General features: G+C 48.4%; 13 protein-coding genes. 7 read left to right on the forward strand and 6 right to left on the reverse strand.

Annotated features, from left to right (window positions below; all coding sequences use genetic code 11):
• Window positions 1-4: 4 nt before the first annotated feature.
• The 3 genes from ACYVF1_RS07635 to ACYVF1_RS07645 all read right to left on the reverse strand — a co-directional run bounded on the left by ACYVF1_RS07635 (window position 5) and on the right by ACYVF1_RS07645 (window position 2279).
• Window positions 5-514: a low affinity iron permease family protein gene (locus ACYVF1_RS07635; protein ID WP_461077207.1), complete on the reverse strand. Its 510-nt coding sequence runs from the start codon at window positions 512-514 to the stop codon at window positions 5-7.
• A 98-nt stretch (window positions 515-612) separates the two neighbouring features.
• The gene (locus tag ACYVF1_RS07640; protein ID WP_461077209.1) at window positions 613-1137 is read right to left on the reverse strand and encodes a thioredoxin family protein; all 525 of its coding nucleotides are present in this window, start codon (window positions 1135-1137) and stop codon (window positions 613-615) included.
• A 131-nt stretch (window positions 1138-1268) separates the two neighbouring features.
• Window positions 1269-2279 carry a helix-turn-helix transcriptional regulator gene (locus ACYVF1_RS07645; RefSeq protein WP_461077211.1) on the reverse strand — a complete coding sequence of 337 codons (1011 nt, stop codon included), beginning with the start codon at window positions 2277-2279 and terminating at the stop codon, window positions 1269-1271.
• A 289-nt stretch (window positions 2280-2568) separates the two neighbouring features.
• On the opposite strand from ACYVF1_RS07645, the gene ACYVF1_RS07650 reads away from it, so the two are divergent.
• From ACYVF1_RS07650 to ACYVF1_RS07675, 6 genes are all read left to right on the forward strand, one after another.
• A complete protein-coding gene (locus tag ACYVF1_RS07650) occupies window positions 2569-3447 on the forward strand; it encodes a c-type cytochrome (protein WP_461077213.1) in 879 nt (292 codons plus the stop codon).
• A 24-nt stretch (window positions 3448-3471) separates the two neighbouring features.
• Window positions 3472-3990: a hypothetical protein gene (locus ACYVF1_RS07655; protein ID WP_461077215.1), complete on the forward strand. Its 519-nt coding sequence runs from the start codon at window positions 3472-3474 to the stop codon at window positions 3988-3990.
• 63 nt (window positions 3991-4053) lie between these two features.
• Window positions 4054-5601, forward strand: coding sequence for a PKD domain-containing protein (locus ACYVF1_RS07660; RefSeq protein WP_461077217.1), 1548 nt, complete (start codon window positions 4054-4056; stop codon window positions 5599-5601).
• 207 nt (window positions 5602-5808) lie between these two features.
• The gene (locus tag ACYVF1_RS07665; protein ID WP_461077219.1) at window positions 5809-7677 is read left to right on the forward strand and encodes an ABC transporter ATP-binding protein; all 1869 of its coding nucleotides are present in this window, start codon (window positions 5809-5811) and stop codon (window positions 7675-7677) included.
• A gap of 79 nt (window positions 7678-7756) precedes the next feature.
• Entirely contained in the window at window positions 7757-8368 is a 612-nt protein-coding gene (locus ACYVF1_RS07670; RefSeq protein ID WP_461077221.1) for a hypothetical protein, read from the forward strand.
• Between the two features lie 131 nt (window positions 8369-8499).
• Complete coding sequence (locus tag ACYVF1_RS07675; protein WP_461077223.1) at window positions 8500-10602, forward strand: DUF5723 family protein; 2103 nt, start codon at window positions 8500-8502, stop codon at window positions 10600-10602.
• A gap of 29 nt (window positions 10603-10631) precedes the next feature.
• On the opposite strand, the gene ACYVF1_RS07680 is transcribed toward ACYVF1_RS07675, so the two are convergent.
• On the reverse strand, window positions 10632-12026 hold the full coding sequence (locus ACYVF1_RS07680) for a Gfo/Idh/MocA family protein (RefSeq protein ID WP_461077225.1): 1395 nt from the start codon (window positions 12024-12026) through the stop codon (window positions 10632-10634).
• Between the two features lie 88 nt (window positions 12027-12114).
• Entirely contained in the window at window positions 12115-12909 is a 795-nt protein-coding gene (locus ACYVF1_RS07685) for an NIPSNAP family protein (RefSeq protein ID WP_461077227.1), read from the reverse strand.
• 300 nt (window positions 12910-13209) lie between these two features.
• Here ACYVF1_RS07685 and ACYVF1_RS07690 point away from each other — a divergent pair, with 300 nt between their 5' ends.
• Window positions 13210-14172 (forward strand): alpha-E domain-containing protein, encoded by a 963-nt coding sequence (locus ACYVF1_RS07690; protein ID WP_461077229.1) that lies wholly within the window; start codon window positions 13210-13212, stop codon window positions 14170-14172.
• A gap of 97 nt (window positions 14173-14269) precedes the next feature.
• Here the strand turns inward: ACYVF1_RS07690 and ACYVF1_RS07695 are convergent, their stop codons facing one another.
• Window positions 14270-15043: a hypothetical protein gene (locus ACYVF1_RS07695; RefSeq protein WP_461077231.1), complete on the reverse strand. Its 774-nt coding sequence runs from the start codon at window positions 15041-15043 to the stop codon at window positions 14270-14272.
• Between the last annotated feature and the right edge of the window lie 25 nt (window positions 15044-15068).

Raw genomic sequence — 15068 nt, forward strand, 5'->3', positions numbered from 1 at the left:
TCGTTCAGGATTTTTCCATTTTTTTTTGAGGAGTTTTCTTTCGCTCACGTACTGATTCGCGTTCGTTTAATTCCTGAACTTTATCTTCGTGAATATCTTCCGCTTCCTCAATGGAGTGAGAAAGCGATAACTTGGCTTCTGTTTTGGCGCGTTCGGCTAGTTGACCGAAAAAGCGATGTAACTCTCGAAGTTCCTCTTCGGTCAGGTCTTCTACGTTGAGCAGGCGGTTACTGGCTTTTCGGTTAACGGCAATGAGTTCGTTGAGCTTAATCTGCATCGCCAACGAATCTTTATTCTGCGATTTCTGAATCAGAAACACCATCAGGAACGTAATGATTGTAGTACCCGTGTTGATAACCAGTTGCCACGTGTCAGAATACCCGAAAATAGGGCCGGTTATAACCCAGATAATAACGGTTAGTAAGGCAACCAGAAAAGCCGTTGATGAACCGGTAGCTTCTGTAGCTCTGGACGCAAACCGTTCAAAAAAACTATTCGATTTGTTCGTATTCATAGTTATAGCGGGAATGGTGACATTTTTCTATAAACAATTCTCACGTAACGTTTGTGAGATTAAATTTATTTAATCTACAAATGTGTTTACTCCATATATCACTGGCGTAAAAGGTTGGTTCTCAATGAGTCGTTGGTCGGCTGAGGCATGGGCGCAACCACATTCTGCTCAGGCACACGCTTACGTCTGGCCTGACGAACTTTAGGCATCGAAAGCACCAGATCGGCCTGCCTGATCATCGCATCGACACCTCCATAACCCACGCCCCTGTGTACCACTTCGCCCGATGGGATGAAATATAAGGCCGTTGGATAACTCGCTACGGCAAATTGTTTCGCCAAAAGGGCACCTTCACCAACTTCGGCATCCAGCTGATAATTGATAAATTTTTCGTTGAACTTAGCGCCTACGTCAGTATTTGGAAAGGCTTCGCGGGCCATACGCTTGCAGGGGGGGCACCAGCTTGTATAAAAGTCGACGAAAATAGGCCGGTTCAGGCGTTTCGATTCTGCCAGAACTTCCTGCCATGAACCCGTAAAAAATCGGATACCAGTTGGGTCTTCTGCCCGGCTATTCAATAAAAACAAAAAGAATAACGTAGTAAGTAGGGCGCCTTTTTTCATACGCCAAAGGTAATGCCTAAGCTACCGAACCGCTACGTTACTTTTAGTGAATTATTGAGCACTGCATTACGAAAGGGAATTTGTGTGAAAATCAGCGTTTTACTACTACGTAGTGCGGGTCATCTATTACATCAATTTATCGTCAGCTGTAATTTGCCTTGCTGATATTGAGAAGGGGTGAGGCTGGTATATTTCTTAAAAGCAATGGAAAAGTGCTGCGCATGCTCGTACCCCAACCGGTCGGCTACTTCATCAACAGATAATGCACTGTTTCGCAAGAGCTGCCCCGCATAATCCATGCGGAGTTTGCGCAGGTAGTTGAAGACGGTGGTATCGAACAGCAGTTTAAAGCCCTTTTTGACCTTAAATTCATTCAGCAGGCAGTAGCGGCTCAATTGGGCAAGTGTGTGCTCTTCCAAAAAGTTTGCTTCCAGATACGATTTTAACTGAAGCAATTTCTCTACTTCGTCGGCCGGAATTGCCTCACATACGCCAGCAGGTGTTCTAAACTGCTCGATTTCGAGAGCCACCAACTCCAGTATACGTGACTGGATCAGCAAGTTACGCATTGGTCCGACGGCCTTGTTATTCCGAATATCCTCGATCAGATACAGCATTTGGGGCGTAATGGTCGGCGTGCCGCGTACACCCGAAAATGGACGTTCCTTTTCCAGATTCAATAAAATACTTTCGCTCCAGACATCGCACGCGCCGATAGACGACGCAAAAAACGCTTTGTCGATGCCCAGCAGCACCGACGACATCCGCTGTCCGCCTTTCATGCGATTCACATTTCCGGTTTCGGGCGAATGAACCAGATTGTGTGTTTTTGCCCGCATATTCATCTCATGACTCAAGCCTGTAAAACGCGAATCGACTTGCCCTTCGAGCATGAAATTAATGGAAATGATGTCGGAGGCTGCGTTGTCGTGGAGTTCAATATCGCTGGCTAAATCCCATTGCATATCAATGAGTTGCAGGTGCGGAAAACCAAAGTGTTTCACATTAATCGTCCCGGCTTTTAGGTGGTGAAATCGACTGTACGCATCGGTGCCAGAATGCCCATTTGACGGACGGGTTCGGTCGCGGGGGAGCCTATCAAATTCAAAAATATCGGTAGTGTTAAAAACGGTAGTCGTCATGATCCTGATAGAATGAAATGATTTGCTTCGCAATCGCTACGAACGTAGTGAACACACAAAGCTAGCTTCATATATGAGTACGACGAACCGAACTACGTATCAATTGAATCAAATGCGGTTCCAACCGGCAATTGGCGCTTATGAATCGAAGTGCGTCGAAATTTCTAAAATCCGTTTTGAGTAGGTTCTTATCCGTTATGCGTAGGCGCTGAACGGGAATCAAGTCAGAATTTTGTCAAAAAAAACGCTGATACGTTGGCGTTGACGACAACTGCTAAATGACTTGAACATGATACGTAAACTCTTTAAATGGACAGGAATTGGTCTGCTGACGGTGATCGGCCTACTCCTGGCGGGCTATTTCTACATCGCCCACACTATTAGCCAACGTACTGAAAAACTATACACCTTTACTCCCCAGAAACTATCGATTTCGACCGATAGTAGTACGTTGGGCCGGGGTAAACATCTGGTTGCGATTAAAGGCTGTACCGAATGTCACGGGGTGAACATGGCTGGCAAAATCATGGATGAATCGCCTGAAATAGGTCGTTTGGTCGCCAGCAATCTGACCAGAGGTAAAGGTGGATTATCCGCCGATTACAGCACTGCCGACTGGGTAAAAGCACTTCGGCACGGCGTCGACCGCACCGGCCGCCCACTGTTGATCATGCCTTCGCACGAAACCGCTTTGTTATCGGCAGAGGATATGGGAGCTATTATCACGTATTGCCAGCAATTACCTGCCGTCGATAACGTATTGCCTAAAACTGAGTTGGGGCCGATTCTTAATATAATGACTTACCTCGGTAAAGTGCCGCTGCTTTCGGTCGAAATGATTGATCATAATCGGGCGTTAGTCGCCAAAACGGATACATCAGCTGGAATCGCGCAAGGCAAATACCTGTCCGTAGCCTGCAGCGGTTGCCATCGCCCAAGTCTAAAAGGTGGAGAAGCTATTGTGCCCAGCCAGCCACCGATTCCTGATATAACCCGAACGGGTGCCGTTGGGAAATGGTCGCAGGCGCAGTTTATCACAACGTTACGTACCGGCAAAACGCCAGGCGGCCATCAGTTGAAAAACGAAGATATGCCCTGGCAGATGACCGCGCAGTATAGCCAGAAAGAGCTGGTTTCGCTTTATCAGTACCTTCATTCGCTCAACTAATAAACCAACGTATCCACCACGGTAATGACACGATTTAGCCACTTTCTGATCGTTGGCCTGAGCGTTTCCAGCATCTTGTTAAACGTAGAAGCTGCTACGTTGCAAACTGACCCGATAAGCTCGAATTCGCCCTGCGGAAGCCGAAAGAGCTACGTCCGAATCTCCTTTGCTGGTGCCACTCAGACGTATATGGATGTAGGTACGTGTCAGTTTTCGAAACTACATGGAATCGACTGCTGGTACGTCCGGGTTGGCTCAGCACGCGAAAATTATCTGTCGATAGCCGTATGCAGCCCCAGCGAAGGCGATTTCTCGTTCGGAAGCGGAAGCCTGATTACCTATTCTGCGGGCGAACGTATTTACTCATCACACTACGTTCCAGATAATTATCTGCTCTTAGACGGAGCGGTGCATCTGGACCAATATGAAGCAAATTCCCAGGTTCAAGGCTCATTTAACGGAACCCTGATACCGCGACATACGACCCAATCTCAGGCTAACGTAGTGCCCATTACAGGTTGTTTTCGCTTGTGCATCAGTTAAGAATTTCACTTAGTACAATTATCTCAAATCAAACAACACAATTCTTTTTAAACCAAATACACAATGAACACACGTACCAAAATCCAAACAACGCCGAACGAAACGGCACACACAAAACAATCTTTTCGCTCACTGAGTCAACGTATCACTAACTACGTTACCGCTGCAATTCTAGCTCTGTTGCTGGTAGTTACCGGATGTAAAAAACCGATTGTTGACCCCGTCGATACGTTAGTTGCCAACGCTGGACCTGATCAGGCCGTTCAGGTAGGGCAGCCTGCAACGCTGGATGGAACCGCTTCCAGAGATCCGCAGGCAAAACCGCTGACCTACCAGTGGATGATTGTTCGCAAACCTGTAAAGAGTGCTGTTACGTTGACAACCGTAAATACCGCCCGACTCACGTTTACGCCCGATGAAGTGGGTGAATATGAGTTCGCTTTAACGGTGTCAAACGGAATGGCTTCGCAGTCGGACAACGTACTGGTGCTGGCATCGGTGGCCCAGCCACTAACTATTGACAAAGATATTACAGTGAAAACGGTACTCGAAGACCGAATCCTGAACCCCGAACTGCCCGATTATATCGTGTCTAAGAGTATTGCCGTGAAACACGAATTGACCATCAATCCGGGCGTTGTGATTGCTTTTGAGCGCGATGTTCGCTTCGATATCAACGACAAAGGGGGGCTACTAATCGCCAGAGGGACAGCCGATAAAAAGATTCGTTTCGTGGGCGTCACTCGTAACAAAGGATATTGGGCTGGTATCATGCATTACTCGCCCAGCAACGCGAACGTAATGGAACATGTCGAGGTGCTGCATGCTGGTAGTAAAATCATGCTCGACGACAAGAAAGCAGGCATGACGATGTTTAAAGAAAGCCAGATGGCGTTTAGCAATGTGCATTTTTCTGAAAGTGCGGGATATGGGCTGTTTGTTGCGGAAGATGCGCTGCTACGTGAATTTGCTACGAATACCTTCAGCAACAACGCCGAAGCGGGCATTCTCCTCTCAACTGACAACGTAGCGAAACTGGATGCTGCATCGGTTTTTACGAAAGGAAACGGACGTAACGTAGTGGAAATCATCGGCGATTACGTTGGCGAGAGCAACCAGAGAAACACAGTAATTACATGGGCTGGTTTTGCTGATAAAACGCCGTATCGGTTGATGAAAAGTGTTGCGGTACGTTCGGGCTGGAAACTGAATCCCGGTGTAACTATCGAATCCGCTCGGGACGTATCGATTGCGATTGATGAAACGGGTTATTTGAACGCCGTTGGAACGGCCACCCAGAAGGTTCGATTTGTTGGTGCGGAAAATAGCCGGGCGTACTGGAAAGGTATTCTGTGTTATTCACCAAGCGCAAATAACCGGATCGAAAATGGCGAAATTATGAATGCTGGCAGTACGGGTATTGTGGCAGGGAGCCGGGCTAATCTGGCTATCTATGGTTCAGATAGCCACATGACCGTCACAAATACCCGAATCAGTGGCAGTGGGGGGTATGGCATTTTGGTGAGTTCAGATGCTCGTCTGAATGACGATGCAGCCACCAGCAATACGTTCGACGGCAACGCACAGGCCAATATAAAATCAGATTATTAGGCTTAACCGGATTATCCCAGTTCGGCAAATGCCCCGGAAATTCGGCTACGTTTAATTGCATCTGGAAGGAATCTGCGTAACAGATTCCTTCCAGACTTTTGGCGTAGATAAGCGATTTTATGGCCGGGCTTACACGACGGCCAACTAGCCCTAATAGTCGACAGACGTGGTTGAACTAATCTGTTAGTAGGCTTGTCTGTTTTGTGTATGGCCAAAGTAAATGCACACATGGGTGGGCCGCCAAACGGCGTGGTTCCAGCAGATGCCAAAGAGCAGGTAAGCTGGCGGGAACGCTTTGCGGCTTTGGGTAATTTGCCCGCCTTTTTCCGATTAGTCTGGGAAGTATCTCCGGCGTTGTTTTTGGGCAATGCCGCGCTACGTCTGGTGAGGGCGGCTATTCCGGCGGCTACGCTCTACGTCGGCAAACTGATTATCGATCACGTTGTTACGTTGGCTAAATCCGGCGGACAAGGGGATACGGAATATCTCTGGTGGCTGGTTGGCGCTGAGTTTGGGTTAGCGATTCTCTCCACGGCATTGGGCCGGGCGGTATCATTGATGGATAGTTTATTGGGTGATTTGTTCGCCAATCGGACATCGGTACGGTTGATGGAGCACGCGGCCTCCCTCGACCTGGAACAGTTTGAAGATGCTACGTTCTACGACAAACTCGAACGCGCCCGACGCCAAACCACTGGCCGAACGGTGTTGCTGTCGGGTGTATTTGGGCAGGTGCAGGAGTTGATTTCGGTCGGGTTTCTGGCGGCTGGTCTGGCGGTTTACAATCCGTGGCTGTTGCTGCTTATTCTGCTGGCCGTTACGCCCTCGTTCATCGGCGATAATTACTTCAACCAACGTAGCTATTCCCTATCCCGCTCCTGGACGCCCGAACGGCGCGAACTTGATTACCTGCGCTACGTAGGCGCGAGCGACGAAACCGCCAAAGAGGTTAAGATTTTCGGTTTATCGGATTTCTTGATCGATCGTTTTCGCACGCTATCGTGGGAGTATTTTCTGAAGAACCGTTCATTGGCGATCAGCCGCGCTGGTTGGGGGACGTTGTTGTCGGCGCTGGGTACGGCGGGGTATTACGGGGCCTACGTGTGGATCGTGATGCGGGCTGTGAATGGACAGATTTCGCTGGGTGATCTGACGTTTCTGGCGGGTTCGTTCCGGCAGGTGCGGGGTTCGCTGGAAGGCATTCTGCTTCAGTTCAGTAGTCTCACGCAGGAAGCAATTTATCTACAGGATCTGTTCGATTATTTCGCCATAAAACCGCTTATTCATTCGCCTACAACCAGTCGTCCATTTCCCAGTTCGATACGGGAAGGTTTTGTGTTTGAGGGGGTTGGGTTCAAATACACGAACTCCGAACGTTGGGCGCTACGTAATCTGTCGTTTACATTGCAGGCGGGTGAAAAACTGGCGTTGGTCGGTGAAAACGGGGCTGGTAAAACCACGTTAGTCAAACTACTTGCTCGCCTGTATGACCCAACCGAAGGCCGTATTCTGCTCGATGGCTACGATTTGCGCGAGTATGATTTAATGGAGCTGCGACGTAACATCGGTGTTATTTTTCAGGATTATACCCGGTTTAAAATGACAGCCGGCGTTAACATCGCCGTCGGTGATATCGACGAACGTACCAATCAACCACGTATCGAAACGTCGGCGCAACGTAGTCTGGCTGATACGGTGATTGCCAAACTATCGGGCGGTTATGATCAGCAGTTGGGCCGGTCGTTCAATAAAGGCGTTGAACTGTCGGGGGGGGAGTGGCAAAAAGTAGCGCTTGCCCGAGCGTATATGCGAAATGCCCAGTTGATTATTCTGGACGAACCGACAGCCGCCCTCGACGCCCGCGCCGAATACGAAGTGTTTCAGCGTTTTGCAAAACTCACCGAAGGGAAATCGTCGGTGATTATTTCGCACCGGTTCAGCACAGTACGTATGGCCGATCGGATTCTGGTTCTAGAAAACGGTACGTTGCTCGAAATCGGTTCGCACTACGAATTGCTGGAGAAAGGTGGACGCTACGCTGAGTTGTTTGGTTTGCAGGCGCGGGGGTATCAGTAACGTATTATTTTTGGTTTTGAGAAAGTTCAGGATCGTTATTTACCTATCTTTCCGTACTAATCTTCTAACCGTGTTTATTATGAAAGCCATCTGTACTACGTTCATTTTACTGGCCGGAACGATAACGCTGGCGTCTGCTCAGGCGCCCTCAATCCCCCCGGCAGAAATACAGATTAAAACCGCCATATTAGCCGCTCCAGCCGACAAACGCGATGGAGCGATGGTGTACGGCTATTCGGCGAAAAATGAATTTGTCGTGCTACGTAAGGGAACGAACGAGATGGTTTGCCTGGCCGACGATCCGGCTCAGAAGGGACTTAGCGTGTCGTGCTACCACCGCGACCTTGACCCCTTTATGGAACGGGGCCGTGTTCTGAAAAAAGAAGGCAAAAAGCCTAATGAAATTCTGGCGATTCGGGAGCAGGAAACCAAAGATAAAAAGCTCACGATGCCCTCGCATCCGTCGACGCTATTTTCCTACACAGCCAAAGACGACAATTACAATGCGTCCACGGGCGAAGTGAAGGATGGCTACCTGCGCTACGTCGTTTATATTCCGTATGCTACCGCCGAAAGCACAGGGTTGCCCCTTAAAGAAGAAGCGCCCGGCATGCCCTGGATTATGGACCCCGGTACGCACCGGGCGCACATTATGATTAATCCTCCGAAATCGAATACAGATCATCACTAAAACAGGATTATTTGAGGAAGTCAGTAGCTCTTTTTTAGTAGAGCATTGACCGGCCGCTAAGTCGTTGGCTCGTTTGTTGCACGAGGAGCGATTACTTAGCATTTTTGCGAAAACTCCTCTATCACAGTTGCATGACGAAACGTCTCCTTTTCGGGACTCTTTGCTTATTACCGGGCTTACTACAGGCACAACGTTTAACAGGCTATCAACTCAGCAGGTATGCTGGTACAAATAGCTTGTATCTGAACCCATCGTCGATAGCAGACTCACCCTGGAAGATGTTTGTTAACGTAGCAACCGTTTCGTTTCAGGCAGCCACACAACCACGATTACCTCTGGCAACGATTCCGTTTGTGCAGGCAGATATTAAACTGGGCGGTGAGTCGCTGGCGCTGAAGCAAACCGATATTCGTGGGCCTGCCTTTCTGCTCCAGTTTCGAAATCATCACACCCTGGCCGTTTCGACGCGCTATCGAGCCGATCTGAATATTTCAAGTGATTACGATTTGGTTCGCTGGTTTCAGGGTGATAAAACACCACTTCCGCTAGCCGATCGTTCACCGGCATTAAATGCTGACGCGTTCGGTGAAATTGCATTGTCGTATGCAGTTCCTATTATTAATCGGGGCGGGCATGCTGTTAAAATTGGGGCTACTTATAAGCATGTACGTGGTCTGCAAACGGCCGCTATGTCCGCTGAAGGAAGTTTTGAGGCAAAATCGGATCGGCTGGACTACACCATCCGACAAATGCAGGTGTCTTACTCCGATTTGCTGACACTCTCAAAATTAACACCTACCGATGCCATTCTGGGTACTGTGCCGGGGATAGGCAACGGCTTTGATTTAGGATTTACATACGAATTCCGTCCACAGGCGCCTGCCCATCGTGAAACGACATCGGACGCGCCACAATCCGAATCAGTACCCTACAAATATCGGTTTGGAGTATCTCTGCTCGATATGGGTAGCATTCGTTATAAAAGCGCCAGTATTTGGCGCGTAATACCTACGACGAGCTTTTTGCTGCAAACGGATGTGCAGCCTCCCAAAACGCCAACCCAGATTCGGGATGCTGTAGCCCGCACGCTCGGAGTGCTTCCCGAAGGCGAAATTGGCGAACTAAATACAAAACTGCCTCAGACTTTATCGGTTCAATTCGATGCTAATGTGGGTAAGAACTGGTTTTTGAGTGGCACTTGGTGGAAACCTACCACGCCAATCACAGGAGCTCAGCATCGTTCGGAGTTGATAACGCTTGGCGGGCGATACGAAACGGCCAAACTCGAATATTCGGCCATGCTGAACTACTGGCAGGACATGGGCAAAGTGTCCATCGGTACCCATGTCCGGTACGGCTACGTTACAATCGGAAGCGATAACCTGTTTGGTTTCTTTTCATACAATAACATGGCCACACATCTGTTTGCTGGTGTATCCATACCGATTGGTGCCAAACTGTCTAAACCTTCAAGCGCCAAACAACAAAAGAGCACGAACAGCGATAGCGACGGCGACGGCATTGCCGATCAGCTTGACCTTTGCCCCGACGTAGCAGGTATCCAGGCTTTTCAGGGCTGCCCAGACACTGACAAAGATGGCATTCAGGACATTGAGGATAACTGCCCGCAACAATCTGGACCACTTTCAATGCGCGGTTGTCCGGATGCTGACGGCGACGGAATTGCTGACAAAGATGATGCCTGCCCCCGCGATGCTGGTCCTGCTGCCATGAAGGGTTGCCCGGATTCGGATGGCGATGGTATTGCCAACAACCTGGATGAATGCCCAACTATTGCCGGACCTGAGAATTTACATGGCTGCCCAGATTCGGACGGAGATGGTTTGAGCGACAATCAGGACCGCTGCTCAACTGAATTCGGATTAAAAGAGTTGGGTGGCTGCGCGTTGGCAGATATTGCGCCAACGGATACAGTTGGTTTATTGGCTTCGGAGAAGTCTCTGCTCAATCAGTTAAGAACAAATTGGATACATGGCCCAGAATATGCGTCTTCATTGATGAATACGCTTCAGGAGTACCTGGCTGCCAACCCTAAACGCATGATTACTATGGTTTTTACGGGTTCAAGCCAGGCGCAGACGGCCAGTGTACTTTCTTTGTTCAAAAACGAATTGAGCAGAAACTCGATTAGCCTTGATCGGTTTAAATTTTCGGGTAACGTAGCAGTCAACTACAAAACAGGACTGAAATTAGGTATCACCAATACCCCATAACAGACGTAGCAGGTAGCCAACTGCCTAACTCAGGCCTTCTCCGGTTCCGACCCGCGAAATGCATCCTTTTTATCGACAGGAGCTAATTTTACTGGTCGCCCTTCCCGCGCTGATTGATAAATAGCTTCCATAATTTTCTGGTCCTGAAGCCCTTCTTCGCCAGGGGTATAAGGCGTTTTATCCGCTAGTATGCAGTCCGAAAAATGGTCCATTTCTGTCGCAAAATGGTCCTTATCAGCAATTTTATGTTTAATCACCTGATTCTCCTCGCCTTCCGCCTGACTGGTTTCTAACTCCAGACCCGTATATGGGAAAGCCGGGTCCATTTTAATCCAGCCTTTATCGGCCAGCACTTTGTAATTTTTGTCGTCGTGATGGCCGTAGCTGGTAGCGCAACTAGTTTGCACACCACTCGGAAATTTCATCAGCCAGTTGACCTGCTCTTCAACCTCCGTGAAACGAGGATCTTTTGGCGTGCTATGAACGTAGCCAACCACTTCTGTAGGCTCTTCGCCAAGCACGAAACGTATCGTGTTCAGGCAGTAGAGGCCAACATCAGGAAGCGAACCGCCACCGGCCAATGCTTTGTTGAAACGCCAGTGCTTTGGGTTATCCGAATTCTGACCGTTATTGGCCATAATAGATTTTACTTTTCCAAACTTCTCCTGCTGCACCATCTCGCGTACCATCCGGTTGTGTGGCTCGTACTGTATCCGGTACGCAATCATGAGTTTGCGATTAGCCTGTTTGCAAGCGTCAATCATCGCCTGACATTCGGCCACTGTATTCGCCATTGGCTTCTCGCACAAAATGTGCTTGCCAGCCTGAGCTCCGCGAATGGTGTATTCGGCATGCATTCCGTTGGGCAACACGATGTAAATGGCCTGTACGTCTTTGTTGTCACGTAGTTTATCGTAGTCGGCGTAGCTGTAGCAACTTTCCTGCTTTATACCATACTGAGCCGCTACTTTTTGCATTTTTTCAGGGCTACCGCTCACCAGAGCAACAACTTTCGATTTTTTGCACGCGCCAAAGGCCGGTAAAATCTGATTCAGCGTCAGGTGGCCTAGTCCAACCAGGGCATAACCCACACGCTGATCTTCAGATAATGGCGTAGGAGTTGGCCCTTCCTGCTGTTCGGTTTTAGCTTTGATTTGCTCTAGTTCAATGGGTTTGGTAGAGTCGGCTGGTACGTCGGCGGGCGGAGACGTAGCGGGTAGTTTAGGTACAGATCCACTTGAAACGGCTCCTGAGGTGGGTGTGGACGTCTGTGTGTTCGGTTTTTGCTCGCAAGATGTAAACGTAGCAGTTATGGCACCAGCCGCTAACCCTTGAGCCGTAAGTTGTAGAAAATCCTGTCGCGATACGGAAATAGATTCGGATGGATTGAGCAGGCAGTTAATAAAATGAGAAATCGGTTTCATAACGTAGTTAAGTTTACGCATGAAACCGATTGTCAAAAGAGGTTGTTTGTCGTAGGCCGGAAAACTAAGGCAATGACTAGATTGTCAATTATTTAATTGGCGAATAATCCGTTGGCTTCATGTAGACCGACTCCACTTTTGTGGTCAGCGCGCCATCTTTTTCGGACTCTGCTTTGGCCTTCACCCAATCTGGATCTTTCCGGAACGCATCGAAATGAGCCTTGCCTTCGGCTTCGCTCGGATGCGCCAGAATATAAACCAGCTTTGGTTGGGCAGATGGATCTTTTTCTTGCGTCACCCAGTAGGCAACATTCGTCATGCCGTGCTTGCTGAATAACTTGATGGTATGATCGCGGAAACGGTTCAGCAGATTAGGCAATTTGCCCGGCGCAGGCGTATAGGTACGTAGTTCGAAGGTACGTTCGGGCGATGCCTGTTTCAGACTGAGCTTCGGCGAAATTTCAGATTCCGTCATGAAAATCTGATCAACATGGTCAACAATTTTTCCGTTAGCTTCTGTTTTGGCCACTACGGCTTTCCACTCAGGATCGCTACCAAAGGCCTTCCACGATGCATCGCGGGCTTCTCGATTGGGATAGGCCAGTATGTAAATCAGTTCCTTGTTCGACGTATCGGTAGGCATCCAGTAGCCGATATTTTCCATACCATGCTTCTCGAAAATTTTGGTTGTGTACTTCCGGAAACGGTCTACAATAGCGGCATAGTTACCCGGTGTTGGGTGATAAATTCGTACTTCGTAGAGTTTTGAATCGGCCATCGCTGTTGCTGGTTTTGTTGATGGCGTTTTTCCTGGATCGGATGCGGCCATGGCGAACGTACCACACAACATTCCGAAAGTGAGTAAAGATAATTTGATGAACATGAGATTGCGCATATATAGTTGCTACGTTGGTGATATAAGTGTTTATTGCTTCTTTTCTAACTGTTTTAACAGGTCAGTACGTCCTCAGAAAATTGAATGGGTTGAGAACCAACTGACTGCTACGTTGCTAGATACGTCATCGAAATTGCCCAACTCAAGCGTATCGGTACAATTTAATAATTGACTGGAAATAAGTTGTTTATCAGATAACGCTACGCACACCAAATTTTTTTATTGCGTAAAAGCCTGTCTTCCTTATTTTTGTTGGTTATTTGTCAATATTACCCAACTTTATATAATATGCTAAGCCGGGTTGCGAATTCTGTTTACTGGATGCATCGGTACATTGAGCGGGCTGATAATTACGCTCGTTTTATGAGCGTTAATTTTAATCTGGCCCTCGACCTCCCTCCTAATGTTGACCAACAGTGGGAACCCTTACTTACGGCTACTGCCGATAATCAGCAGTTTAAAAAGTACTATAAAGAGCCAACCCGTGAGAATGTCATTCAATTTATGACATTCGATAAACGGAATCCCAATTCCATCGTTTCCTGCCTCAGCTACGCCCGCGAGAATGCCCGTACCATTCGGGAGGTTATTTCGAAACAGATGTGGGAGCACCTCAATAAATTTTACATGTTCGTGCGTGATACGTCGCCAACGCAGGAGTGGAGTCAGAGCCAGACGCAGGAATTCTTTATGGAAATCCGGAACGGTACGCAACTGTTTTACGGCATTATCGACGCCACCATTACTCGAAATGAAGCCTGGCATTTTGGCCGGTTGGGGCGATTTCTGGAACGGGCTGATAAAACGTCCCGCTTTTTGGATGTGAAGTATTTTACACTGCTCCCCGATGTTGGCGCAGTAGGTACCACTATCGATTTAATGATGTGGTCGGCGGTGCTACGTTCCGTAAGTGCCTATAACATGCATCGTCAGCGGCACCGATCACTTACGCCCGCCAGCATCGTTGAGTTTTTGATTCTGGATAAAATGTTTCCCCGGGCGGTTTCTCATTGTATTCGTCAGGCCGAGCTTTCGCTGTACGAAATCTCCGGAAACAACATCACCAGCGGCTTTGACAATTCGGCCGAGCGGACACTTTCCAAGCTACGTTCTGATATCGATTTTACCGAAACTGCTGACATTTTTAAGGTTGGTCTACATCAATACCTGGATACGTTCCAGACCAGAGCCAACGAAGCGGCCGACGCCATCTTTGAAACGTATTTCGATTTGAAGCCAATTGAGGTATAGGTAGTTAAAAGTTGTAGGGTTATAGGGTGTAAAGTTGGTTGACGCATTCACAACAACTTTGCAACCCTATAACCCTACAACTTTTTAACCGTATAACTCAAAAGAAAACCGGAAATGTAAGCGCCAGATAGCCCATGCCTGCCCGGTGACGGAAGCGATTATTGTCGGCTACTACGTCGCGGTTGGCGGCTGATGTTTCGGTAGTGAGCCATTGATAACCCGCTTTAACGGCGATACGTGGGGTTATGTACACGCGAGCGTAAACTTCCGTAGCGAGGGTGCCGATGTCATTATCGCCCAGCAGACGTACGTTGAACGTACTGGGTGATGTTTTCTGGAACGTATTGACACCCTGATAATATAACGTAAGAGAATCGCCCCCAGTCGCGTTCTTTACCGTAAACTGCCCCGTCGACGACTTATAGCGACCGATACGTGACTTGCCTAGTGTTAAACCGACCAAATCGGCACTGGCACCAATTTCAACAATACCCAGATTGAATTGAGCACGTACACCTACACTAACCGATGTCATCGATACGTAATCGTAGCGAATGGTATCGATGTTTTTGTCGATTAGAGGGGCTCCCAGCGCACCAAAGCCTGTTTTGCCACGAGTCAGGCGAGCCGGGGCTGTATAATAATTAAGATTATCGCCGTAGAAAGCACCCGCCCGGAGCGTCCAGCCGAGGGCAAAAAGGCGACGATCTCCGGTATTCAAAAGCTGATAATAGGTTATTGAAGGGTTATAATGCTGAGTGGAGTAGGCCATTCCTATATCATAACCACTGCTCAGGCGCGCCGATACCGGCGATTGTGCAAAACTGCTAACGGCTACGAACGATAAAAACGCAACGAGTATTTTCTTCATGCAATCAATTTTTAACCGGGATTGA

This window comes from Spirosoma flavus, assembly GCF_054778555.1.